The sequence below is a fragment of the Microtetraspora sp. NBRC 13810 genome (assembly GCF_030268685.1).
Classification (GTDB): Bacteria; Actinomycetota; Actinomycetes; order Streptosporangiales; family Streptosporangiaceae; genus BSRQ01.
The window spans coordinates 43087-66031 of the sequence record NZ_BSRQ01000020.1 but is presented as its reverse complement, the minus strand read 5'-3'; the positions used below and the strand labels follow the sequence as shown (position 1 = coordinate 66031).

At 73.0% G+C, this 22945-nt stretch carries 16 protein-coding genes; 12 read left to right on the top strand and 4 right to left on the bottom strand.

The genetic code is table 11. From position 1 onward, the window contains the following. The first annotated feature begins 2 nt into the window (after positions 1-2). The 10 genes from QSK26_RS31700 (at position 3) to QSK26_RS31655 (ending at position 16003) form a co-directional block, all read left to right on the top strand. The gene (locus QSK26_RS31700; RefSeq protein ID WP_285778977.1) at positions 3-896 is read left to right on the top strand and encodes a triphosphoribosyl-dephospho-CoA synthase; all 894 of its coding nucleotides are present in this window, start codon (positions 3-5) and stop codon (positions 894-896) included. Continuing rightward, positions 884-1180, top strand: a complete 297-nt coding sequence (locus QSK26_RS31695) for a malonate decarboxylase subunit delta (protein ID WP_285778976.1) — start codon at positions 884-886, stop codon at positions 1178-1180. Before QSK26_RS31700 ends, QSK26_RS31695 begins: the two co-directional genes overlap by 13 nt. Further along, positions 1177-2073, top strand: a complete 897-nt coding sequence (locus tag QSK26_RS31690; RefSeq protein ID WP_285778975.1) for a biotin-independent malonate decarboxylase subunit beta — start codon at positions 1177-1179, stop codon at positions 2071-2073. The genes QSK26_RS31695 and QSK26_RS31690 overlap by 4 nt, the downstream gene beginning before the upstream one ends. Then, positions 2070-2876 (top strand): biotin-independent malonate decarboxylase subunit gamma, encoded by an 807-nt coding sequence (gene mdcE, locus QSK26_RS31685; RefSeq protein WP_285778974.1) that lies wholly within the window; start codon positions 2070-2072, stop codon positions 2874-2876. The genes QSK26_RS31690 and mdcE overlap by 4 nt, the downstream gene beginning before the upstream one ends. 7 nt (positions 2877-2883) lie before the next feature. Further along, positions 2884-3567: a malonate decarboxylase holo-ACP synthase gene (locus QSK26_RS31680; protein ID WP_285778973.1), complete on the top strand. Its 684-nt coding sequence runs from the start codon at positions 2884-2886 to the stop codon at positions 3565-3567. Further along, a complete protein-coding gene (locus QSK26_RS31675) occupies positions 3564-4550 on the top strand; it encodes a malonate decarboxylase subunit epsilon (RefSeq protein ID WP_285778972.1) in 987 nt (328 codons plus the stop codon). Before QSK26_RS31680 ends, QSK26_RS31675 begins: the two co-directional genes overlap by 4 nt. After that, positions 4547-5386, top strand: a complete 840-nt coding sequence (locus QSK26_RS31670; RefSeq protein WP_285778971.1) for an alpha/beta hydrolase — start codon at positions 4547-4549, stop codon at positions 5384-5386. Before QSK26_RS31675 ends, QSK26_RS31670 begins: the two co-directional genes overlap by 4 nt. Positions 5387-5502: 116 nt before the next feature. After that, positions 5503-8901, top strand: coding sequence for a LamG-like jellyroll fold domain-containing protein (locus QSK26_RS31665; RefSeq protein ID WP_285778970.1), 3399 nt, complete (start codon positions 5503-5505; stop codon positions 8899-8901). A 72-nt stretch (positions 8902-8973) separates the two neighbouring features. After that, positions 8974-15666 carry a polymorphic toxin-type HINT domain-containing protein gene (locus QSK26_RS31660; RefSeq protein WP_285778969.1) on the top strand — a complete coding sequence of 2231 codons (6693 nt, stop codon included), beginning with the start codon at positions 8974-8976 and terminating at the stop codon, positions 15664-15666. An 88-nt stretch (positions 15667-15754) separates the two neighbouring features. Further along, a complete protein-coding gene (locus QSK26_RS31655) occupies positions 15755-16003 on the top strand; it encodes a hypothetical protein (RefSeq protein ID WP_285778968.1) in 249 nt (82 codons plus the stop codon). Positions 16004-16013: 10 nt separating this feature from the next. Here the strand turns inward: QSK26_RS31655 and QSK26_RS31650 are convergent, their stop codons facing one another. After that, entirely contained in the window at positions 16014-18920 is a 2907-nt protein-coding gene (locus QSK26_RS31650; protein WP_285778967.1) for an AfsR/SARP family transcriptional regulator, read from the bottom strand. A 376-nt stretch (positions 18921-19296) separates the two neighbouring features. Next, entirely contained in the window at positions 19297-19866 is a 570-nt protein-coding gene (locus tag QSK26_RS31645) for a TetR/AcrR family transcriptional regulator (protein ID WP_285778966.1), read from the bottom strand. Positions 19867-19940: 74 nt separating this feature from the next. Here QSK26_RS31645 and QSK26_RS31640 point away from each other — a divergent pair, with 74 nt between their 5' ends. Further along, positions 19941-20438 carry an FBP domain-containing protein gene (locus tag QSK26_RS31640; protein WP_285778965.1) on the top strand — a complete coding sequence of 166 codons (498 nt, stop codon included), beginning with the start codon at positions 19941-19943 and terminating at the stop codon, positions 20436-20438. Positions 20439-20679: 241 nt separating this feature from the next. Continuing rightward, a complete protein-coding gene (locus tag QSK26_RS31635) occupies positions 20680-21099 on the top strand; it encodes a GNAT family N-acetyltransferase (protein WP_285778964.1) in 420 nt (139 codons plus the stop codon). Between the two features lie 153 nt (positions 21100-21252). On the opposite strand, the gene QSK26_RS31630 is transcribed toward QSK26_RS31635, so the two are convergent. Together QSK26_RS31630 and QSK26_RS31625 are read right to left on the bottom strand one after the other, a co-directional pair. Further along, entirely contained in the window at positions 21253-22167 is a 915-nt protein-coding gene (locus QSK26_RS31630; protein ID WP_285778963.1) for an LLM class flavin-dependent oxidoreductase, read from the bottom strand. Positions 22168-22367: 200 nt separating this feature from the next. Beyond that, positions 22368-22868, bottom strand: coding sequence for a MarR family winged helix-turn-helix transcriptional regulator (locus QSK26_RS31625; protein WP_285778962.1), 501 nt, complete (start codon positions 22866-22868; stop codon positions 22368-22370). Positions 22869-22945: the final 77 nt, after the last annotated feature.

The window sequence follows — 22945 nt, the reverse complement described above, 5'->3', positions numbered from 1 at the left end:
CGATGACCGCCACCGGGCGCGACCCGGGACGGACGCCCCGGCCGTCCGCGGCCGTGCTGGCCGACGGGGCGGTGCGGGCGCTGCGCGGGGAGGCCCTGCTGAGTCCCAAGCCCGGCCTGGTCGACCGCCGGGGCGGCGGCGCGCACGACGACATGGACCTGCCGCTCCTGCTGGCCTCCGCCGAGGCGCTGCGTGCCACGTTCCGCTCCGTCGCGGACGCGGCGGAGCGGATGGCGGTCGGCATCGGTCTGCGTGAGGAACTGGGCAGGCTCGGCCGCATGGGCGACCGGACGATGCTGCGGATCACCCGAGGGGTGAACACGCATCGCGGCGCGTTGTGGGCGCTCGGGCTGCTGGTCGCCGCCGCCGGCCGGGCCGGCGGCGAGCGGGAGGCCGCCCGCGGCGCGGCCCTGCTGGCCGCCCTGCCCGACCGGCGGATCCCGCCGGGCACGGTCTCCCACGGTGAGCGGGCCCGGCGGCGGTACGGCGTGCGTGGCGCGCGGAGCGAGGCCGAGGCGGCGTTCCCGCATGTCATCGAGGTCGCCCTACCGCGGCTGCGCCGGGCCAGAGCGGCCGGTCTCGCCGAGGAGGTGGCCCGGCTGGACGCCCTGCTTGAGGTGATGAGCCTCCTGGACGACACGTGTGTCCTGCACCGTGGCGGCCTCGAGGGCCTGCGCGTCGTCCGGCACGGCGCCGAGCGGGTGCTGGCCGAGGGCGGCGCCGGCACGGTCTCCGGCCGTGCCGCGCTCATGGAGCTGGACGAGCGGCTCCGCAGCCGGCGGCTGTCGCCGGGCGGGAGCGGCGACCTGCTGGCCGCCGCGCTCTTCCTCGACACGGTGCCCTGGCAGGGGCGCTCTCCGCACACCGGACGGGAGGTGCTTCCGTGCAGACGCTGAACTTCGAGTTTCCCGCCGACCGGCCGGCCGCCCGGCGCGCGCATGCCGGACTGGTCGGCTCGGGTGATCTGGAGGTCCTGATGACCCCGGCGGCCGGCGCCGCCCGGGTGCGGGTGCGGGTGCGCACCAGCGTCGACGGTTTCGACACCGTGTGGCGGGTCGTGCTGGAACGGTTCTTCGCCCGCCACGGTGTCGCCGCGAACTTCGAGCTCAACGACTTCGGAGCGACGCCCGGCGTGGTCACCCTGCGCCTGCGGCAGGCCGTCGAGGAGGGCGGGTCATGACGTCGGCGAGTCCGGAGCCCCCGCCCCCGCACTGGGCCGCGCTGCTCCGCCGTACCAGCTTCATCGAACTGGACGCCCGGGCGCGGGCCATGGCCCTGCTCGACGACGGCACGGCCCGCGAGCTGTGCGGCCCCTTCGACCGCATCGAGTCGCCCTGGCTGGAGCCGCAGGGCGTCGTCCCGCAGTCCGACGACGGCGTCGTCGTGGTCAAGGGCAGGCTCGGCGGGGGCCCCGCGGTCGTGATCGCCGTCGAGCAGGCATTCCAGGGCGGCGGCATCGGCGAGGTCTCCGGGGTGAAGATCGCCGCCGCGCTGTCTCTGGCCGCCCGGGACAACCGGGACGGCATCCCGACCGCCGCGGTCCTGCTCCTGGAGACCGGCGGCGTGCGCCTGCAGGAGGCGAACCTGGGCCTGGCCACGGTCGCCGAGGTGTGCTCCGCGTTGCTGGAGCTGCGTGCCCTTCGGCCCGTCATCGGCGTCATCGCCGGGGCGCTGGGCTGTTTCGGCGGCATGAGCATCGCCGCCGGGCTGTGCACCACGTTGATCATGACGGAGGAGGGCCGTCTGGGGCTGGACGGTCCGCAGGTGATCGAGTCCGAGGCCGGCGTCGCCGAGTTCGACGCCTCCGACCACGCACTGATCTGGTCGATCGACGGCGGCGCGCAACGCACCCGGACCGGCCTGGCGGACGTGCTGGCCCTCGACGACGTCACCGCCATCCGTTCCGCCGTGGCGGAGGCCGTCCGGCACGGGGTACCCGGCGAGCACCGCTCCCAGCGGATCGACGAGCTGCGAGCACGCCTCGAAGCCGTCGACCCCGCCGATCCGCCGGCGCCGGACGGCCTCGCGGCCGTGTGGGCGCACGCCGCACCACCGGAGGGAGACCGGACATGAGCCGCGGTCAGACCTGGACCCGGGCGCTCGCCGGCGGCGACGTGACCCACGTGGTCCCCTCCGTGATCACGGCGGACGCCACCCTCGGCGACGGGACCGCCCGGCTGCTCGCCGTCGTGCCGGACCCGCGCAGCCCCTACCCCCGGGCCCGTGCGGGCGAGGTCGGCCTGCGCGAAGGGCTCGCGATCGCCGAGACGCTGACCGGCACGGTCGCCGAGGACGCCCGGCTGCCCGACGACCGCCGCCGCGCGATCGTCGCCGTGGTCGACGTCCCCAGCCAGGCGTACGGACGCGTCGAAGAGCTGCTCGGCCTGCATCACGCGCTGGCCGCCGCCGTGGACGCCTACGTCCGCGCCCGCACCGCCGGACACCCGGTGATCACGCTCGTCGTCGGAACGGCGCTGTCCGGCGGACTGCTCGCACACGGCTACCAGGCGAACCAGATCCTGGCGCTCGACGACCCCGGCGTGGTCGTCCACGCCATGCACAAGGAAGCCGCGGCGAGGGTGACCCTGCGGACGGTGGACGAGCTGGACGAGCTGGCACGGCGTGTCCCCCCGCTGTCCTACGACGTCGCCGACTGGGCGGGACTCGGCATGTGCGACGAGCTCCTGAAGGTCGAGAACGCCGCCGACCCGACCGGCGGGGACGTCCGGAAGGTCAAAGAGGCGCTCACCGCCGCGGTACGGCGGGCCCGCCGCGGCCCCCGCGACCTGAGCGACCGGCTCACCTCCCCCGGCGCCCGGCGGACCCGGGCCGCCTCCCGCCGTATCCACGAGTCGCTCGCCGCCCAATGGTGGTGACCATTCCATGACGCAGACGACGGGGACCATGGCGGACACCTTTACGGGGACCTTTACGGGGACCACGCTCCCGCACGACCTGCTGCGGCTCACCGGGAGCGCGGTGGCTGACGCCGTGCTCCCCGGCTGGGCCTCCGCGTCGCTCGCCGCCTGCCCCTGGGGCGTCGTACGGCGGGCGCCGCATCCGCCCGGCCTGATCCCGGTCGGCGTGCGCGGACCCGCGCGACGGCAACGTCATGCCACCCTCGTACCCGCCGGCGCGGTGACCCGCCGCGTACCACCCGAGGACCTGCGGCGGGAGCGTCCCCGCCTTCCCCGGCTGCCCGCCGCCCTGTCCACCGCCCTGTCCACCGCCCTGTCCGCAGCCGCCCTGCTGCTGGCCGCCGAACTGGACGGTGACGCCGTCTGGGGCCCGATCGGCGGCGTCGGCTTCGAGCTCGCCACCGGGCGGGCGGTCACCCACCCCGGAAGTGACCTGGACCTGCTGATCAGGGCGCCGCGCAGGTGGGAGCGGGCCCTGGCCGCGCGCCTGACGGCCGCCTTCGCCGCCCTCCCCCGCAGGGTCGACTGCCAGCTGGAGACTCCGCGTGGTGGGATCAGCCTCACCGAATGGGCCCGTACCGGCGGTCCCGTCCTGGCCCGCACCGCCCACGGCCCGGAACTGGTGGACGACCCGTGGGACGTCCCGTGAGAGTCGCCTTCCTGTACCCCGGCCAGGGCACCCAGCGTCCCGGGATGCTCCACGACCTGCCCGATCAGCCCGCCGTGGCCGCGACCCTCGCCGAGGCCGAGCGGATCCTGCCCGGCTCGTCCGGGAACGACACCGCCCAGGCGTTGCGATCGACCGTCACCGCGCAGGTCGCGCTCTGCGTCGCCGGAGTCGCCGCGACCCGCGCCCTCGCCGGCGCGGGCGTGACGCCGGACGCCGTGGCCGGGCACTCCGTCGGAGCGTTCCCCGCCGCGGTCGCCGCCGGCGCCCTGACCTTCGCCGAAGCCCTCACGACCGTGCGCCGCCGCGGCGAGTTGATGCGTGACGCCTACCCCCGCGGGTACGGCATGGCCGCCGTCCTCGGGTTGACCGTGTCCCGCGTCCGGCGGATGGTCGAGTCGATCGGCACCGACGACGACCCGGCCTATGTGGCGGTCGTCGACACCGACCAGCAGATCGTGGTCGCGGGCAGCACCCGGGCCCTGGAACGCCTCGCCGTGACGGCCGCCCGGGACGGAGCCCGGCGCGTACAACGCCTGGACATCGGCGTCCCCTCGCACTGCCCGCTGCTCGGCGGCGTCGCCGACGCCCTGGCGGACCTTCTCGGCACGGTACCCCGCCGCCGGCTCACCGTCCCCTACGTCGGCGACTCCACCGGCCGCCTCCTGCGCGACACCGGCGCCGTGCTCGACGACCTCGCCCGCGGCGTCGCCACGACGGTGCGATGGCGCGACGCCACCGCCCTGCTCGGCGAGCTCGGCACGACCCTGTTCATCCAGGCGCCCCCGGGACACGTCCTCGCCCGGATGGCCGGTGCGGCCCATCCGCACGCCCGGGTCCTCGCCCTCGCGGAGACCGGCGTCGCCGACGCGGCGGTGCGCGCCCGCCGGGCACGGGAACATCCTGATCCCCCCTCAAACAGCCGGTCCGTCCGACGGCCCGCCACACCCGGGGAGAGAAGATGAAGCTCGCACACGGCATGATCACCTCCATCGCGGCACTCACCATGATCACCACGTCGGTCGTCGTCGCCCCGGCGGACCGGGCGTCGGCGAGCCCGCCGCCCTGCCCGTCACCGGGCCGGACCAAGCCGACGGTCGTCATGGTCCACGGAGCCTGGGCCGACACGTCGAGCTGGAACGGCGAGGTGGACGCGCTGCGCCGAGCGGGCTACGACGCGCGGGCCGTCGCGAATCCGCTGCGGGACCTCACCGGTGACGCCGCGACCGTCGCCGACTTCCTGAAGACCGTGCACGGCCCGATCGTGCTCGTCGGACACTCCTACGGCGGCTCGGTGATCACGAACGCCGCCGCGAGTGCCCCGAACGTCAAGGCCCTCGTGTACGTCGACGCCGCGGCCCCGGACGTCGGGGAGACCACCGGCGGGCTCAGCGGGCAGGGCTCCGCCCTCGGCGCGAGCCCCGCTTCCCTCTACGACCGGGTGCCCTATGCGGGAGCCCCCTCGGGAGCGGCCGACCTGTACCTCAAGCGGGACGTCTTCGTCCGCTCGTTCGCCTCGGACCTGCCGCAGGACACCGCCGTCCGCCTGTGGGCCTCCCAGCGGGCCGCCTCGACCAGCGCGTTCACCACCCCGTCGAAAGCGGCGGCGTGGAAGACGATCCCGTCCTGGTACTTCATCAGCACCGGCGACCGGATCATCACACCGGCCGCACAGACGTCCATGGCCCACCGGGCCCACTCGAAGATCACCCGGTTCCAGGGCGGATCCCACCTGACCCTCATCTCACACCCGGCCGCGGTGACCTCGGTGATCGGTTCGGCGATCTGCTCCGTACGCTGACCCCGGCGGATCACGCCACCTGCACCGTGGTTCGGCCGACCTCGCAGACGAGCCGCCCCCTTGAGGCGCCCGTGAAACCGGCGTGAAACCGGATCTTCCTACTTTGGTGCACCCGGGTGACGGACGACTCTTCCGAGGTGGACGTGGTGATCCGAGTTCTCGTCATGTTCTGTGTGCTGATCGGCGGGCTGGTCGTCGGGCTGCCCGCCTCCGCGACGGTCGCCGGGTCCGGGTTGCCGCCGGACGACGACTCCCTGGCGTTGCAACGGGCCCGCGAGCTGGGGGTGCCGGTGGAGATCGCCTCCGAGCGGACTCCGACCACCCGGGTCTTCGCGGAGCCGGACGGGAACCATCGGATGGTCGTCTCGGCCCGGCCGACCCATGTCCAGCAGGGGGCGGCCTGGGTGGAGGCGGATCCGGCGCTGACCCGGCGGGAGGACGGCACGGTGCGCCCGGCGGCGGCCGACGCCGACCTCGCCTTCTCCGGCGGCGGCACCGGGCCGCTGGCCCGCCTGGCCAGGGACGGCGTCTCCATCGCGTACACCTGGCCCGCCCCGCTGCCCGAGCCCTCGCTGAGCGGCGCCACCGCGACGTACGCCGACGTGATCCCCGGCGCCGACCTCAGGCTCACCGCGGGCGCCGAGGGCTTCTCCCAGGTCCTGGTGGTGCGTGAGGTCACCCCGGCGCTGGCGGAGATCCGCTTCGGCGTCCAGGTCACCGGCGGCACGCTGGACCTCGACTCCGCGGGGAACCTCACCGTGCTCGACGGCGACGGGCAGGTCGCCCTGCACGGCAACGCGCCGCAGATGTGGGACTCCTCCGGCTCGGCGACCGAGATCGGCGACCGGTCCGTCGGGCCGCGCACCGGGGACGCGGTCGGCGCGGTGCCGGCGAGGCTGGAGGGGAACACCCTCGTCCTGACCCCCGACCAGGAGTTCCTGCGCGCCCCGGGGCTGACCTTCCCGCTGTACATCGACCCGCCCATGCACGGCGCGGGCCGCGCGGCGTTCGCCTTCGTCTCCAAGCACTTCGGGCGCACCAAGTACTACGGCAGCGGCGACGTCGCCCGGGTCGGCTACTACGACGACCCCTACGTCCCCTCGGGTCCCACCCGGGACACCTACCGGTCCTTCTTCCGGATGAAGACCGCCCCGGTCAACGGCAAGCACATCATCAGGGCGACGTTCCGCACGTACGAGGTCCACTCCTGGTCGTGCTCGGCGCGCCCGGTGGAGCTGTGGCACACCGGCGCGATCGGTTCGGGCACCACCTGGAACGCCCAGCCGAGCTGGAAGAGCAGGGTGGCCACCGTCGACGTGGCGAAGGGATACGGCTCCGGTTGCAGCGACGGCGGGGTCGACTTCAACGCCACGTCCATCGTGACGTCCGCCGCGGCGGGCAGGTGGGCCGACCTCACCCTCGGCCTGCGCGCGTCCAACGAGAGCGACACGTTCGGCTGGAAGAAGTTCCGCAACAACCCGGTGCTGGAGATCACCTACAACTCCCGGCCGAACGTCCCCGACCAGCGTTCGGCGACGGTCGGCGCGAGCCAGGGGGTGCCCTGCGCGACGGGTGCGGCGGCGCCGTACGTCACCACGCCCACTCCGACGCTGCGCGCCCGGGTGAGCGACCCCGACGCGGCCAGGGGACAGACGGTGCGCGCCCACTTCGAATGGCATGTCACGGGCGGCGCGAAGCTCGGTGAGCGGGTGACCGCCTACGTCGCCTCCGGCACGCCGGTCACCGCGCCGGTCCCGGCCGGGGCGTTCGCCGACGGCGCCCGGGTGTCGTGGCGGGTGCGCGCCCAGGACGGCACCGCGACCAGCGGGACCGGCGACTGGTCGCCCTGGTGCGAGCTGATCGTGGACCGGACCCGGCCCTCGGGCTCGCCGCAGGTCGACTCCGCCGACTATCCCGAGACGCCCGACGGCGGCGATCCGGTGCCCGGCGGCGGCGTCGGCGTCATGGGCGCCTTCACCATCCGCCGCGACGCGGCCGACCCGGACGTGGGCGCCTTCCTCTACGCGCTGAACAGCGACGATCCGGGCACCGCGACCGCCGTGACCGCGGCGGCCGACGGCAGCGCGGTGATCAGGGCGACCCCCTCGCGCAGCCTGCTCAACACCCTGTACGTGTGGAGCCGCGACCGGGCGGGGCACATCGGGCCGTTCAAGCGGTACGAGTTCAGCGTCCGCGCCGCGACCGCCCCGGTGGCGCACTGGACGCTGGACGAGACGGGCGGCAGCACCGCCGCCGACTCCTCCGGGCGCGGCAGGCACGCCGCCTTCGTCGCGGGTCCGGCGCCGGAGGACGGCCCGCACTGGGTCAGCGGCCGGGCCAAGGGCGCGGTGAGGATCAGCAAGGGGGCCCGCCTCGCCCCGGCGCAGACCGGGATCATCCGCACCGACCGCAACTTCAGCGTGGCCGCCTGGGTGCGGCTGACCGACAAGAGCGCCAACCGGATCGTGCTCAGCCAGGACGGCGCCCACCGGGACGGCTTCCACCTGATGTACAACGCGACCTTCGACCGGTGGGCGATGGTCATGGCCTCGGCGGACACCCAGGAGGCGGTCAGCTACCGCATGGCCCGCTCCGACGGCCCGCCCGCGGTCGGCAGCTGGACCCGGCTGGTGGGCACCTTCGACGCGGCCACCGGGCAGATCCGGCTCTACGTGGACGGTCGGCCGCAGGCCATCACCGCCACGCAGACGTCCCCGTGGAACGCGACCGGTGTCTTCAACATCGGCAGGGGGAAGAATCCCGACGTCCCGTGGTGGGGCGAGGTGGACGACGTCCGCGTCCACGACCGGGTCCTCTACCAGGCGGAGATCGCCCAGCTCGCCAACCGGCCCGTCGTCCCCGAAGGGCACTGGCGGTTCGACGAGCGGTCCGGGACCACCGCCACGGACTCCTCGGGCCGGAACCGGCACGCCACCTTCAACGGCACGGTGATCCGGGGCGACGGCTGGCTCGGCCGTGCCGTACGGACCGGGCTGCCCAACCTGGGCGCAGCCGCCGCCACGGACCAGGGGACCGCGGCCATCTTCACCGGGTACGTCCACACGGCCGGCCCGGTGCTGCGGACCGACCGCAGCTTCACGGTCGCCGCCTGGGTCAGGCTCGACGACAAGACCGGCTCGGCCAAGGTGGTGGCCCAGGGCAACGTCTCCCTGTCCTACAGCCAGCGGACGGATCGCTGGGTGATGAGCATGCCCTCCTCCCCCGAGGGCACCGCGGCCGTGAGCGTCCAGTCCACCGATCCGCCCCAGGCCGAGGAGTGGACGCACGTCGCCGCGACGTACGACTACCCGACCGGCGAGATCCGGCTCTACGTCGACGGAGCCCTCCAGGACACGGCGACCAACCTCACCGCCCCGTACGACGGCGACCATCTGCTGATCGGCCTGGCCGGTGCTCACACGCCCTTCACGCACATCACTCTGAACGTCGACGACGTGCGCGCCTACTCGGGGGTGCTCACCGAAGACGAGATCGCCGACCTCGCCGACCAGTAGGATCCCGCCCCCCGGAGGGTCGCCATGGGTTTCGCAGCACGACGCCGAATCGCGTTCACCACATTGATGATCATGCTCCTGTCCGCCCTGCCCGCCACGGCGACGACCGCCTACGCGGACCGCTGGGACCCGCCGGAACCGCAGAGCGACCGGATGGTGGCGGGCGCGGCGGTGCCGGTGGCCGAGACGCCGCCGGATCCGGCGGAGGCGCAGGCCCTGCGCGAACCGCCGCAGGTGACCTGGCCCCGGCCGGGCGCCGCCGACGTCGCCCTGCGCGACACCGCCGTCGCCGTGCCCGGCACGCCGGTGCGGGCCGCGCAGAGCGCGACCGGCGCCGGGCCCGCGCGGGTGCGGGTGGAGGTGCTCGACCGGCCCTCCTTCGACTCCGCGGTCGTGCCGCTGCGGGTGACCAGGGCGGACGGCGGCGCCGGAGCGGCGCCGGTGACCCTGGACTTCGACTACTCCGGCTTCCGGCACGCCTACGGCGGAGACTGGGCGGCCCGGCTGCGCCTGGTCGAACTGCCGCCCTGCGGCCTGTCCGGCGCCGCGAAGGCGGACTGCCCGCCGCCGCGGGTGCTGAAGACGGCGCACGACGTGCGGCGGAGCCGCCTGACCGCCGAGGTGGCCGCCGCGCCGGCCGGCACCGGCGGCGGCCTGTACGCGGTCGCGGCGGCGCCGTCCGGCAGCACCGGCTCCTTCGCCGCGAGCACGCTGTCGCCGAGCGCCAAGTGGCAGGTGAGCGCCCAGACCGGCGACTTCTCCTGGTCCTACCCGCTGCGCACGCCGCCGTCTCTGGGCGGCCCCACCCCGCAGCTCGCGCTCACCTACTCGGCGGGCAGTGTGGACGGGCGCACCGCCTCCACCAACAACCAGCCGAGCTGGGCCGGAGAGGGATTCGACTTCACCCCCGGCGGATTCGTCGAACGCCGGTACAAGTCGTGCAACGACGACGGGGTGGACCCCAAGAACGGCGAGCAGTGCTGGGGCGGCGACAACGCGACCATGATGCTCGGCGGCCGGTCCACCGAGCTGGTGCGCGACTCGGCCACCGGCGCGTGGCGGACCAAGCACGACGACGGCTCGCGGGTGGAGAAGGTCACCGGCGCCGTCAACGGCGACAACGACGGAGAACACTGGAAGATCACCACACCGGAGGGCACGCAGTACTTCTTCGGCCTGAACCGGCTGCCCGGCTGGAGCGCCGGCAAGGAGGAGACGAAGTCGGCGTGGACGATGCCGGTGTACGGCGACGACGACGGCGAACCGTGCCACGCGTCAGACTACGCCTCCTCCTGGTGCCAGCAGGGCTACCGGTGGAACCTGGACCACATCGTCGACACGCACGGCAACACGCTGAGCTACTTCTACACCCAGGAGCTCAACTACTACGGGCGCAACGTCAAGATGGCCGACGAGACGCCGTACGTGGCGGGCGGCTACCTGGAGCGCCTGGAGTACGGCCAGCGTGCCGGGCAGGTGTACACCTCCCAGCCGACCGCGCGGGTGCTCTTCACCGTCGCCGAGCGGTGCCTGCCCACCTCGGCCTTCGACTGCGCCGCGAGCAAGCTGACCGAGGCGAACGCCCGGCACTGGCCGGACGTGCCCGCGGACCAGATCTGCGCCGCCGGGAAGGACTGCGAGAACTACGCGCCCACGTTCTTCACCCGCAAGCGGCTGGCCAAGGTCACCAGCCAGGTGCTGAGCGGCACCGCGTTCAAGGACGTCGACTCCTGGACGCTGACCCACTCCTTCCCGGCGCCCGGCGACGGCATGAGCGCCGCGCTGTGGCTGGAGCGCATCCAGCACACCGGGCACGTGGGCGGCACCCAGAGCATGCCGGCCGTGGACTTCGACGGCGTGGAGATGCCGAACCGGCTGGACGGCCTGGAGGGCATCGCCCCGATGATGAAGTGGCGCATCCGCAGCGTGAACAACGAGACCGGCGGGCGGCTCACCGTCAACTACTCGAAGACGGAGTGCACCCGCGGCTCACCGCCCCAGGCGCACGCCAACGGCAAGCGCTGCTTCCCGACGTACTGGGCGCCGGAAGGGGCGAGCGACCCCTACCTCGACTGGTTCCACAAGTACCTCGCCGTGCAGGTGCTGGAGGCGGACCTGACCGGCGGCTCCCCCATCGTGCGCACCGACTACACCTACCTGGACGCCCCGGCCTGGGCCTACGACGACCAGGAGCTGGTGCCGGCGGAGCGGCGCACCTGGTCCCAGTGGCGCGGCTACGAGAAGGTCGTGGTGACCAAGGGCGAGGACACCGACCGCAGGACGGCCACCGAGCACCTGTTCTTCCGCGGGATGCACGGTGACAAACAGCCCGGCGGCACGCGGAACGTCCAGGTCACCGACTCGGAGGGGACGAAGGTCAACGACCACTGGCGGTTGCAGGGCTTCGAACGCGAGACCCGCTACCTCGAAGGCCCCGGCGGCGCGGAGCAGTCCGGCACCATCAACGACGCCTGGCTGTCGGGCCCGACGGCCGAGGGCGGCGGGGACCAGGCATACCGGCTGGACACGGCGAAAGTGCGCAGCCGGGCCAAGCTCAGCACGGGCGGGTGGCGCCGCACCGAGACGCACCGCTCCTACGACTCGATCGGCGCGATCTCCCAGATCGACGACCGGGGGGACGTCGGCACCCCGGCCGACGACAAGTGCACCAGGTACACCTACGCCCGCAACACCTCCCTGTGGATCCTGCACCTGCCGAGCCGCATCGAGACCGTCGCGACGGCCTGCGCGACGACGCCCCAGCGGCCCGGCGACGTGCTCGGCGACGCCCGCATTCTGTACGACGGCGGCGAGTACGGCGAGGCGCCTGCCAAGGGCGACCAGACCAGGGTCGAGGAGCTGGACTCCTACGCGGACGGGCAGCCCGTCTACATCCCCATCGCCCGCAACGCCTACGACGCCTACGGGCGCCTGACCGAGAGCACGGACGCGCAGGACCGCAAGTCCAGCACCTCCTACACCCCCGCCACCGGCGGCCCGGTGACCCAGACGGCCAGCACCAACCCGCTCGGCCACGTCACGAAGACCTGGCTGCAACCCGAGTGGGGCGCGATCACGGCCGAGGAGGATCCGAACGGCCGCCGTACCGAACTCGCCTACGACCCGATCGGACGCCTGTCGAAGGTCTGGCTGCCGGGCCGCACCACCGGCCAGAGTCCCAACGGGGAATTCTCCTACCAGGTGCGCACCGACGGTCCGGTGGCCGTCACCACCAGGACGCTGCGCGAGGACGGCTCCTACACCACCGGCCACGAGCTGTACGACGGCCTGCTCCGGCTGCGCCAGACGCAGCTCCCCGCGCACGGCGGCGGGCGGCTGCTCAGCGACACCGTCTACAACACCCTGGGCCAGATCGCCAAGAAGAACGACCTCTACGCCAACCCGGATTCGCCGGCCACGTCGATCCTCGGCGTGGCGGACAGCGCGGTGCCGGCGCAGACCGTGTTCGGCTACGACGCGCTCGGCCGTGCCACCTCGGAGGCGTTCCGGGTGATGGGCACGGAGAAGTGGCGGACCACGACCCGCCACTTCCCGGACCGGGTGGACACCGACCCGCCGGCCGGAGCGGTGCCCACGACCGCCGTCCTGGACGCCGACGGCCGCACCGTCGAACTGCGGCAGTACAAGGGCGACTCGCCCACCGGGGAGTACGACGTCACCAAGTACTCCTACGGCAGGAACGGCATGGAGGAGAGCGTCACCGACCCGGCGGGCAACGTCTGGCGCACCCACTACGACCTGCGCAACCGGGTGACGAAGGAGGAGGACCCGGACCGGGGGCCGACGACCTACACCTACGACGTCCTCGGCCGGACGACCTCCAGCACCGACGCCCGCGGGCGCACGCTCGCCTTCGCCTACGACGCGCTGGACCGGCGGACCGGCGTGCGCGAAGGCTCGGCCACCGGCCCCAAGATCACGGAGTGGACGTACGACACGCTGGCCGACGGCACCTCGGTGAAGGGCCTGCCGGTGGCGGCGATCCGGCACGGGGGCGGCCAGTCCTACACCGCCAGGGTCGACGCCTACGACACGCAGTACCGGCCCACGTCGATGACGCACGAGATCCCGGCCGCCGAGGGCGTGCTCGCCGGGACGTACACGGTGCAGCCGAGCTACAACCTGGACGGCACGGTCCGCTCGGTGAAGTACCCGGCGGCGGGCGACCTGCCCGCGGAGACCGTCCGCACCACCTACACCGAGCTCGGCCTGCCGCTGCAGACCCGGTCCAGCCTGTCCACCTACGTCAACGACACGCTCTACAGCAAGCGCGGCGAGCCGCTGCAGGTGCGCTGGGGCGCCGAGGGCTCGATGGTGCTGCACGACTACACCTACGAGGAGGGCACCCGCCGGGTCCTGCGGCGCATCACCGACCGGCAGACGGCCGACAGGGTACGGCAGGCCGACATCGCCTACTCCTACGACCCCGCCGGGAACATCACCCGGATCGCGGACACGCCGCCGGCCGCGAACGCGCCCTCCGACGTGCAGTGCTTCGGCTACGACTACCTGCGCAGGCTCAGCGACGCGTGGACCGCCACCGACGACTGCGCGTCGCCGCCCAGCGCGGCCGTGGTCGGCGGGGCGGCGCCGTACTGGCACTCCTACACCTACGACAGGACCGGCGGCCGGCTCACCGAGACCCGGCACGCCGCGGGCGGCGACACCACCAGCACGTACGCCTACCCGGCGGCCGGGCAGGCCCGCCCGCACGCGCTCCAGCAGGTGACCACCACCGGACCCGGCGGCGGCCGGCTGGACGCCTACTCCTACGACGCGACGGGCAACATGACCATGCGCAAGCTCGGCTCCGCCGAGCAGCGGATGGAGTGGGACGCGGAGGGCCGGCTCGCCAAGGTCACCGAGGCGAGCGGCACCACCTCCTACCTCTACGACGCCGACGGCAACCGGCTGATCCGGCGCGACCCGGCCGGCACCACGCTCTACGTCGCCGGCATGGAGGTGCGGCTGGCCAGGAACGCCACGGCCGCCACCGCGACCAGGTACTACGCGCACGGCGGCGAGCCGGTCGCGGTGCGGACCGGGGAGCAGGAACTCACCTGGGTGGTGCCCGACCACAACGGCACCGGTCAACTGGCGATCGACGCGGCCACCCTCTCGGTCACCCGGCGGCAGTTCGACCCGTTCGGCAACCCGCGCGGCGCCCCGCCCGGTTCGTGGCCGTCCGAACGCGGCTTCATCGGCGGCGTGGGCGACCCGACCGGGCTCACCCACATCGGAGCCCGCGAGTACGACCCATCCATCGGCCGCTTCGTCTCGGTGGACCCGATCCTGGAACCGGGCGACCCGCAGAACCTGAACGGCTACGCCTACAGCGACAACAGCCCGGTCACCTACGCCGACCCGTCCGGAATGGCGGACCTGTGCGGCCAGTACCCCGGTCAATGCGAGGACGGGCCGCCCGGCGGCGGACCGCCCCCCGGCGGTGGCGGCAGCGGCTCCGCTCCCCCGCCGCCGCCGTCCGGCGGCTCGAGCAAGGGCGACCAGGACAAGGCCAAGGAGACGATCAGGAAGTCCTGGACGGACGTCGCCATCGAGGCCGGCGGCGAGATCATCAAGGAGATCATCGGCTACAACGACGTCCGCGACTGCCTCCAGGGCAACATCGGCGCCTGCGCGATGGCCCTCGGCGGTGTGATCCCGTGGTTCAAGGTCGGCAAGGCGATCAAGGCCGCGCACAAGGCGGCGAGAGCCGTCCTCGCCTGGCTCGACCGGTTGAAGTGGGCCCGCCGCGTCTTGGACGACGCGCAGGAGGCCGCGACCGCCGCCGCGAAGTACCAGGAGGACCTGGCCAAGTGGAAGAAGGCCCAGGAGGCGGCGAACGCCGCGAAACGCCCCGGCGCCGGTCCGGCCGGCGGCGGGGTGGGCGACGGCCTGAAACGGCTGGCGCCCGACGGTGTGAAGCTGCCCCAGGTCCGCACCCGCGGCCCGTCCTGCCCCAACAGCTTCGTACCCGGCACCCCCGTGCTGATGGCGGACGGTTCACGCGCCCCGATCGAGGAGGTACGGCCGGGCGACGAGGTGATCGCCACCGACCCGGAGAGCGGCGAGACGGGCACCAGGACGGTCACCGCCACCATCGTGGGCGAGGGTGACAAGCACCTGGTCGAGGTCACCGTGGACACCGACGGCCCGCGCGGCGAGGCCACCGGCCGGCTGGTCGCCACCGGCGGCCATCCGTTCTGGGTGGACTCGCGGGGCCGCTGGGTCGACGCCGCCCACCTGGAGACCGGCGACACGGTGCTCACCCCGGAGGGCGGGACCCTCCCGATCGTCGCCCTGCGCGAGTGGCACACCGAACGGCGCGTGCACAACCTGACGGTCGACGGCGTGCACACGTACTACGTCACCGCGGGCGGCACCGACGTCCTGGTGCACAACGCGACCGTCGGCCCCTGCGGCCCGACGCACCGCGACAACGTCAGCCGTAACAACCAGCGCTACAACGTCGAACGAGCCAGAACACAGCGAGGAGCCACGTCCGCGGGTCCGCCCATCTCACCTGGGCAGTTGGCCCCGCAAATCGAGCCGGTGGCCCCGGAGTTGGCCATCCTCCAGCCGAAGTCGAAAGTACCGCTCAGCACGAAAATCTATGTCTGGATTCGAGTTCGCTTGCCGAACTCCGGTGGGCAGAACCCCAATCAGTCGATCAATGGATGGGGCGAGAGGGCGGATGACGGGCTGGGTCTCATAGAAGCCGCGATCAGAGCTCTCGGGAGTTGACCTCGGGTGGTCGCCGATGACGACAGGCAGGAAACGAGATCATCGACATGATCGCGGACATTATTCAAGTAATCGGAGGTTGAAACACATGGAAACCCCCCGGCCCCGTGCCCGGCTGGCGGCACTCCTGCTGGCGGCGCTCGCCATGGGAGCGGCGGCGTTCGCCGCCCCTCCGCCGCCCCCGTCCGACCCGCCGGACCGCGAGTGCCCCGTGGAGCTCTTCCACGACGGTGACGACGACGGCGGCGGTGACGGCGGCGACGAGGACGACGGTCCGGGATGCAGCGACAGTCACTGGACGCGCCCGCCGGACCTGCTGGACGCGCGCATCCTGTGACCGGGCGGCTTCAGTGCGGGAACGCCTGAACCTCGCCCAGAGCGCGCAGCGCCGCGGCGGCGCGGCTTCGCCAGACCGGCATGCCGAGTTCGGCGAAGTCGCCCGCGGCGGCGCTCAGCAGTTCACGGGCGCGTTCCTCGTCGCCCTGGCCGGCGGCGAGCGTCCCGGCCGCCAGCCGGGTCCTCGCGGCCACGTAAGGCTCGCCCACTTCGGTGGCCAGGGCGAGCGCGGAGGCGAGCAGGCGGCCGGCTCCGTCGTGGTCGGCGGCCATCAGCCGGGCCTCGCCGCTGCCCAGCAGGCCGTGCGCCTCGCCGATGAGGTCACCGCCGGCCCGTGCCGCCGCCGTCACCTCCCGGTAGGCGGCCTCGGCCTCGGCCGGGCGGCCCTCGCTCAGGTGCATCGCCCCCATCCGGTTGAGTATCTGCGCGGCGCCGCGCTGGTCGCCCAGGGACCGGTAGGCGGCCAGGGCCCGGTCGAGCAGGGACGCCGCGGTGGCCGCGCGTCCGTGCTCGATGTGGATCTGCGCGATGCTGCCCTGGACGTGCGCCTCGGCGTGCCGGTCGCCCGCCTCCCGCAGCATCGTGAGCGCCCGCTCGTACTGGCGGAGTGCCGCCTCCGCCCGGCCGCACATCCGGTGGATCAGGGCGGCGTTGCGCAGGGTCAGCGCCTGCCCGTGCCGGTCGCCGACCAGTTCGAAGAGCCTGAGCGCGGTGTCGAAGTGCGGCTGGGCGGCGGTGTACCGCTGGCGGAAGACGTCGAGCGAGCCGAGGGAGTAACGCATCGCGGCCTCGCCCCGGGCGTCGCCCGCGTGCATCGCCACGGCGAGGGCGGTCTGCGACGTGCGTTCCCAGTCGTCGAAGTGGCCCTGCGCCTCGAAGAGGGTGACCGCCGTCAGCGCCAGGTCCCAGCAGGTCTCGCTGAGGTTCAGCCGGGCCGCCTGGTCGACGGCCGCGATCAGGCCGAGCCGTTCGCTGCGCAGCCAGGCCGCCGGTTCGGCGAGCAGCCGGGCGCGGGTCGCCTCGTCCGGGTCCCAGCGGGGGGCGTGGCCGTGCAGCACGGTGTAGTCCCCGCCGTACTGGCGGCGGTGGGCGTCCTCGGCCAGCGCGAGGTAGCAGCCGATCAGCCGGATCACCGCGGCGTCCGCCTCGCCGGGCGGCTCGTCCTCGGCCAGCCGTTCCTTGGCGTGCAGGCGGACCAGGTCGTGCAGGCGGAAGCGCGCCTCGCCGATCCCGTCCGTGCCCGCGTACTCCACGAGCTGCGCGTCGAGCAGTCCTTCGAGCGCGTCCTCGGCGTCCCCCGCGCCCGTGCCGAGCAGGGCGGCGGCCGTCCACCCGGCGAAGATCGGGGTTTCCAGCAGCCCGAGCCGGCGCAGCAGCGTACGGCCCGGCTCGCCGAGGCCGGAATAGCCCAGGGCCAGGCTCGCCCGCACCGACAGCGGGCCGTGGGTGAGCTCGTCGAGCCTGCGGTGTTCGATGGCGAGCCGTTCCACCAGCCGGTCGGCGGACCAGTGCGGGCGGGCGGCGAGCCGGGCTCCGGCGATGCGCAGGGCCAGCGGCAGCCGCCCGCAGAGCGCGGCGAGCCGGTGCACGGTGCCGTCCGTGTTCAGCAGGGGCCGGCCGGTGACGGCGCTCAGCAGGCTGATGGCGTCGTCCTCGCCGAGGACGCCGAGCGGAAGCCGGAAGGCGGCGGGCAGCGCGGTCAGCGGAGCCCGGCTGGTGATCACGATGGCACAGCCGGCCCCGGCCGGGATCAGCGGTTCCACCTGACCTTCGCCGGCGGCGTCGTCCAGCACGACCAGGACGCGCCGCCCGGACATCCTGGCCCGGTAGACCTCGGCGCGCTCGTCCACGGTCTCCGGGATCGCCGTCCCGCTCACGCCCAGCGCGCGCAGGAACCTGGCGAGCGCGTCGTGCGGCTCGACCGGCGCCGGCCCGGCGCCGCGCAGGTTGATGTAGAGCTGCCCGTCGGGGAAGTCGGCGCGCCGGTCGTGGGCGGCCCGTACGGCCAGCGCGGTCTTCCCCACGCCCGGCATGCCGGAGACGACGCAGAGCACCGGCGTGCCCGTGCGGACCTCGCGCGTGGCCCCGGTCAGCCGGCGCAGTTCCTCGTCCCGTCCGGTCAGGTCGTGCACGGCCGGCGGCAGCAGGCACGGCGTCTCGGCGTCCCGGCGCGGCGGGCCGCCGTCGGAGTCGCCCCGCAGCATGGCCTGTTCGAGCCCGCGAAGCTGCGGTCCGGGTTCCACTCCGAGCTCGTCGACCAGGGCGGCCCTGGTGCGCCGGTAGACCTCGACCGCCTCCCTGCGCTGGCCGGAGCGGTAGAGCGCCTTCATGAGGCGCGCGGCGGTCGCCTCGTCGAGCGGGTCCTCGGCGAGAAGCGTGACGAGGTCGGGCACGATCCGCGCGTGCAGGCCGAGCGCGAGGTCCGCGTCGATCCGCGCGGTCAGCGCGCGCCGCCGTTCCTGCTCCAGGTGTGCCGCGGACTCCGCGAGCGCGGCGACCTCGGTCAGGCCCGCGAAGGGCGGGCCGTGCCACAGCGCGAGCGCCCTGCCCAGCAGGGTGGCCGCGGTGTGGGCGTCGTCGCGCAGCAGCGCGGCCCGGCCCTGCTCGGCCAGGTCGGCGAAGTACCAGGCGTCCACCTCGGGCGTCCGCGCGCACAGCATGTAGCCGGAGCGGTCGAGGCGGATCCGGCCGGGATCTCCCAGCGTCTTGCGCAGGCGGTGCACGAGCACCTGCAGGTTCTTCCCGGCGGCCGGCCCCGCCCGCTCCCGCCACAGCTCGTCGATCAGCGTCTCCGCCGTGACCGCCCGCCCCGCCCGGCAGATGAGCAGCGCCAGCAACTGCTCCTGGCGCCGGGAGGAGAACGACACGGAATGCCCGTCATCACGCACCCCGACGGCGCCGAGCACCTGGAACTCCACCGCGGCCCCCTTTTTTCGCGCGACCGGCGGACGGCATGCCGACGACGATCGCAGTGCTGAAACCCCGTACGGCACGTCCCCGATCGTGAACCGTTAAGCACCATAGTAAGAAAATCGCCGCTATTTCGACCCCGGTCTCCCGACCCCCATATGAGGAAAATTACTGTTTTAACGGGATCGGTGAGGTCCGCCAGGTTACGTGCCTTTTCATCCTGCACACCGCAAGCCCGACGGCGGGCCTCCAAGGTGAGGGCCCCGGACGACGTCACCCGGCGGTGTTGTCATCCGTGCAGGTGTGACAGAGCGCCGGCAATCCAACGGGCTCCGAAGGCACCCGGCATCCGCGTCGGACCGGGAGGCTCGGGGGAGTGACGGGTCAGGCCGGGGGCCAGTTCCTGAGGAGGGCGTCGAGGGCGTCCAGGGTTCTGGACCATGAGGCGGCCGCCTCGCGCGGGTGGTGGCGGAACCCGCCCGTCGTCTCCAGGCTCACATACCCGTGGAACGTGCTGTGCAGCATCCGCACCGCATCCGTCTGGTCGGGCTCGGAGAGTTCGTAGCCGCGCAGGATCGCCCGCGTCATCTCCGCGTGCCGGCTGCCGGCGCTGGCGGCGGCGGTCTCCGGGTCGAGCTCGGTCTGCATCGCGGCGTACCTCCCCGGATGCTGTCTGGCGTAGTCCCGGTAGGCGTTCGCGAAGGCCACCAGCGCGTCCTTGCCAGCGCGGCCGGCCAGGGCGGCGGCGGCCCGGTCTGCGAGCTCCGCCATGGCCAGCAGCGCCACCTTGACCCGCAGGTCCCGTGCGTCCTTGATGTGCGCGTACAGGGCCGCGGGCTTGACGCCGAAGCTGCGCGTGAGCGCCGAGACCGTCACGTTCTGGAAGCCGATCTCGTCGGCCAGGTCCGCGGCCGCCCGGGTCAGGCGTTCCACGGTGAGTCCCGCGCGTGCCATGTGCCACCCTTCTCGCTTACTTACAAGCTTTAAGTATTTGCTTACCACCCTTAAGGAAGCTAGCCTCCACGCCCATGAGAGCACTCACTGAGCGGGACATCCGCGCCTCCTTCGTCAACTGTTCCAAGGGGGAGGCCAAGCGTCTCAGCCTCCCCGCAGAGCTCGCAGCCCATCCCTGGCAGGACCTCGACTTCCTCGGCTGGCGAGATCCGGGCGCACCCGAACGCGCCTACCTCGTCGCCGAACGCGACGGTCTCCTCGTGGGGGTCGCGCTCCGGGTGACCTCCGGCGGGGGGCGCGGCTTCACCGCGCGCAGCATGTGTTCGCTGTGCCTGACCACGCACACCGGTGGCGGCGTGGCGCTGATGACCGCGCGGCGGACCGGCGAGGCCGGCCGCCAGGGCGACTCCGTCGGGCGGTACCTGTGCGCCGACCTCGCCTGCTCCCTCTACACGCGCGGGAGGAAGGAAGCCGCGGGAGGCGGAGCGGTCGAGGAGTCCCTCGCCCCGGCGGAGAAGGTCGCCCGGACCCTGGCCAACCTGCACGCGTTCGTGGACAGGGTGGTCGAGTGACCCTCCGCGCGGTCCGGCGTGGCGTTCCGGGCTCGCGACGCGTGGTCCGGGTACGTCCCAGGCCCTGTATCGAAGTGGCTGGCTGTGATCCTGTGGCCTGTGTTTCTATTCCGGAGTGAACATCGAGAGCTCCAGGGGGCCTGATGAGAGGCCCAGCCTCTGCGTCCGTCAGAGGGCTGACGGCGATGTTTCGGAGTGCCTGCGGGTCCTCACGGAGGTCCATCAGCTTGACGGATATCCGGTGAACTGGCCTGATCAGCCCGACGAGTGGCTGTCACGCGGTTCCCTGCTGGGCTCCTGGGTCGCCGAACTCGAAGGCCGCCTGGTTGGGCACGTCAGTCTGTCACAAGGCGGCGAAGGCGATCTGGCCCCGATGCTGTGGAGCGAGCGGAACGGGGCGACGCGGGGTATGACCGCCGTGGTCAGCAGACTGTTCGTTGCCCCGCAGGCGAGGGGACATCGGATCGGTGCACTGCTGATCGGCCAGGCAGTGGAGGAAGCGCGGCATCGTGGCCTGCATCCGGTACTCGACGTCGTCACTTCCGACACCGCAGCGGCAGCCCTGTATGAGCGGCTGGGCTGGACGCTGATGGCCACAGTCGAGCAGCAGTGGAGCCCGCACCAGACGGTGGCCATCCGCTGTTACACAGCGCCATCGTGACGTGGCCGGTCACAGCCACTCGTTGATGGCCGCGACGAGGACGGTCGCCTCGTATCGGACCGCGAGCTTGCCGTACCGGCTGGGCGTCCGTCAGATCTCCACGTGCCACCACCCAAGATCATCCATGTTCAAGATCCACTTTCGATACACGTCCTAGTCGTTCTCCTTCGCGATCGCCTCGCGTACGGCCGGGACGATTTCCTTGGCCCAGCGGCCGAGGAAGACGGAGTCCGGGGCGGCGTGACCAGCGGAGAAGAGCATGAAGCCCGACGCGCCGTGCTCCAGCACGGCCCCGGTGAGCTCCTCGGTCCACTGGCCGGCCGAGCCGCCGATCCAGCGGCCGTCCCGGTCCCGGGTGGCGGGCAGCGGCCGGTCGGTGATGCGCCCGGGAAGATTGAAGACCGTGCGGATCTCGCGCGGATCGCGGCCCACGGCCGCCGCCGCCTCGTCGATGACCGGCCGCGACGCCCGGTACCGCTCGCTGAGCCAGTCCGCCGCGTGGCCGGGGATCCAGCCGTCGGCCACCCTGCCGGTGGCGGCCAGCGATTTCGGGCCGACCGACCCGGTCCACACGGGAGGCGCGGGCACGGGGGCCGGCTCGATCTGGTTCACCTGGTAGTGGCGGCCCCGGTGGGTGACCGGCGGGCCGCCTCCCGACAGCGCCCTGACCAGGACGATCGCCTCCTCGAAGGCGTCCACGGCAGCGGACGGCGACAGCCGCGGCACCCCCAGGTCGGAGATCCGGTCCCACAGCCCGCCCGCGCCCATGCCGAGCACCACGCGCCCGCCGGAGAAGGCCGACAGCGAGGTCACCATCCGCGCCAGCATGGGAGCGGGCCGGGTCGGCAGGTTGGTGACGTTGGCGAAGCCCGCGATGCGCCGCGTGCGTCCGAGGATGAATCCGAGGGAGGCGTAGGCGTCCAGGCGCCCGCCGATGTAGGGATGGTCCGGCAGCGAGAGGATGTCGAGCCCGTCGCGGTCGGCCTGTTCGGCCATGCGCAGCAGCTCCGGCACCTCCTCGACCCCGGAGTGCGCACCGAATCCGAAGACGACCTTGTGCAGGGACAACGTCTTTCCTTTCCGCCTCAAGGGGTGCCTGCCGTTCAGGCGCCGCCGGACTGTTCGGCGTCCCGGGAACCGATGCGGATGACTCCCGCCTCGCACTCCAGCACCTCGGCGACCGCCGTTCACGGCGACCGCACGCGGCATGATCTGCACTCCCATAAAAGTTCGTAGCACGAACCATATTGGTTCGCACTACGAACTGTCTAGCGGATGTCGCGGCCTTCGTCCTCGCGGGCGGTGAGGGTTCCTTCGTCCGGTTCCAGGAAGACGACCGGGACCTTGTTGTCCAGCACGATGCGGCCGAGCAGCCCGGCGAGCGCGTCCCGTTCGGCGGCGGCGAGTCCCGCGGTCAGCTTCTCGACCCGGCGGGTGGTCTCGGCGTAGAACTCCGCCGCGAGCCCGCTGCCGCGCGCGGTGAGCGCGACCCGCACCGCCCGCGTGTCGCGCGGGTCCGGGTCGCGCCGGACCAGGCCGTTGCGCTCGGTGCGGTCCACCAGACCGGTGAGGCTCGACTTGGCCAGCCCCAGCATCGCACCCAGCTCGCTCATGCCGTACGGCTGCGCCATCAGGACGCACAGCAACTGCCCCTGCTGCGGAGTGAGCCCGTACTCCCGGCCCGACTCGGCGTACACGGCGTTCACCAGGAACGTGGAGCGCACCAGCGCGGGCACGATCCCGATCCGGCCGTCCTCATGCTTGTCCACGCGGCCAGGCTACCCCTCACGGTTCGCCCTACGAACCGTCCGCCGCCGAGCCCGGCTCCGTCACCGGAACTTGCGGT

What these genes read in the sequence shown, in the direction of transcription:
- QSK26_RS31645 (WP_285778966.1), bottom strand. Translation starts at nt 19,866, where the DNA reads ATGGCACGCGCGGGACTCACCGTGGAACGCCTGACCCGGGCGGCCGCG.
- QSK26_RS31660 (WP_285778969.1), top strand. Translation starts at nt 8,974, where the DNA reads ATGCTCCTGTCCGCCCTGCCCGCCACGGCGACGACCGCCTACGCGGAC.
- QSK26_RS31680 (WP_285778973.1), top strand. Translation starts at nt 2,884, where the DNA reads ATGACGCAGACGACGGGGACCATGGCGGACACCTTTACGGGGACCTTT.
- QSK26_RS31670 (WP_285778971.1), top strand. Translation starts at nt 4,547, where the DNA reads ATGAAGCTCGCACACGGCATGATCACCTCCATCGCGGCACTCACCATG.
- QSK26_RS31690 (WP_285778975.1), top strand. Translation starts at nt 1,177, where the DNA reads ATGACGTCGGCGAGTCCGGAGCCCCCGCCCCCGCACTGGGCCGCGCTG.
- QSK26_RS31700 (WP_285778977.1), top strand. Translation starts at nt 3, where the DNA reads ATGACCGCCACCGGGCGCGACCCGGGACGGACGCCCCGGCCGTCCGCG.
- mdcE (WP_285778974.1), top strand. Translation starts at nt 2,070, where the DNA reads ATGAGCCGCGGTCAGACCTGGACCCGGGCGCTCGCCGGCGGCGACGTG.
- QSK26_RS31655 (WP_285778968.1), top strand. Translation starts at nt 15,755, where the DNA reads ATGGAAACCCCCCGGCCCCGTGCCCGGCTGGCGGCACTCCTGCTGGCG.
- QSK26_RS31640 (WP_285778965.1), top strand. Translation starts at nt 19,941, where the DNA reads ATGAGAGCACTCACTGAGCGGGACATCCGCGCCTCCTTCGTCAACTGT.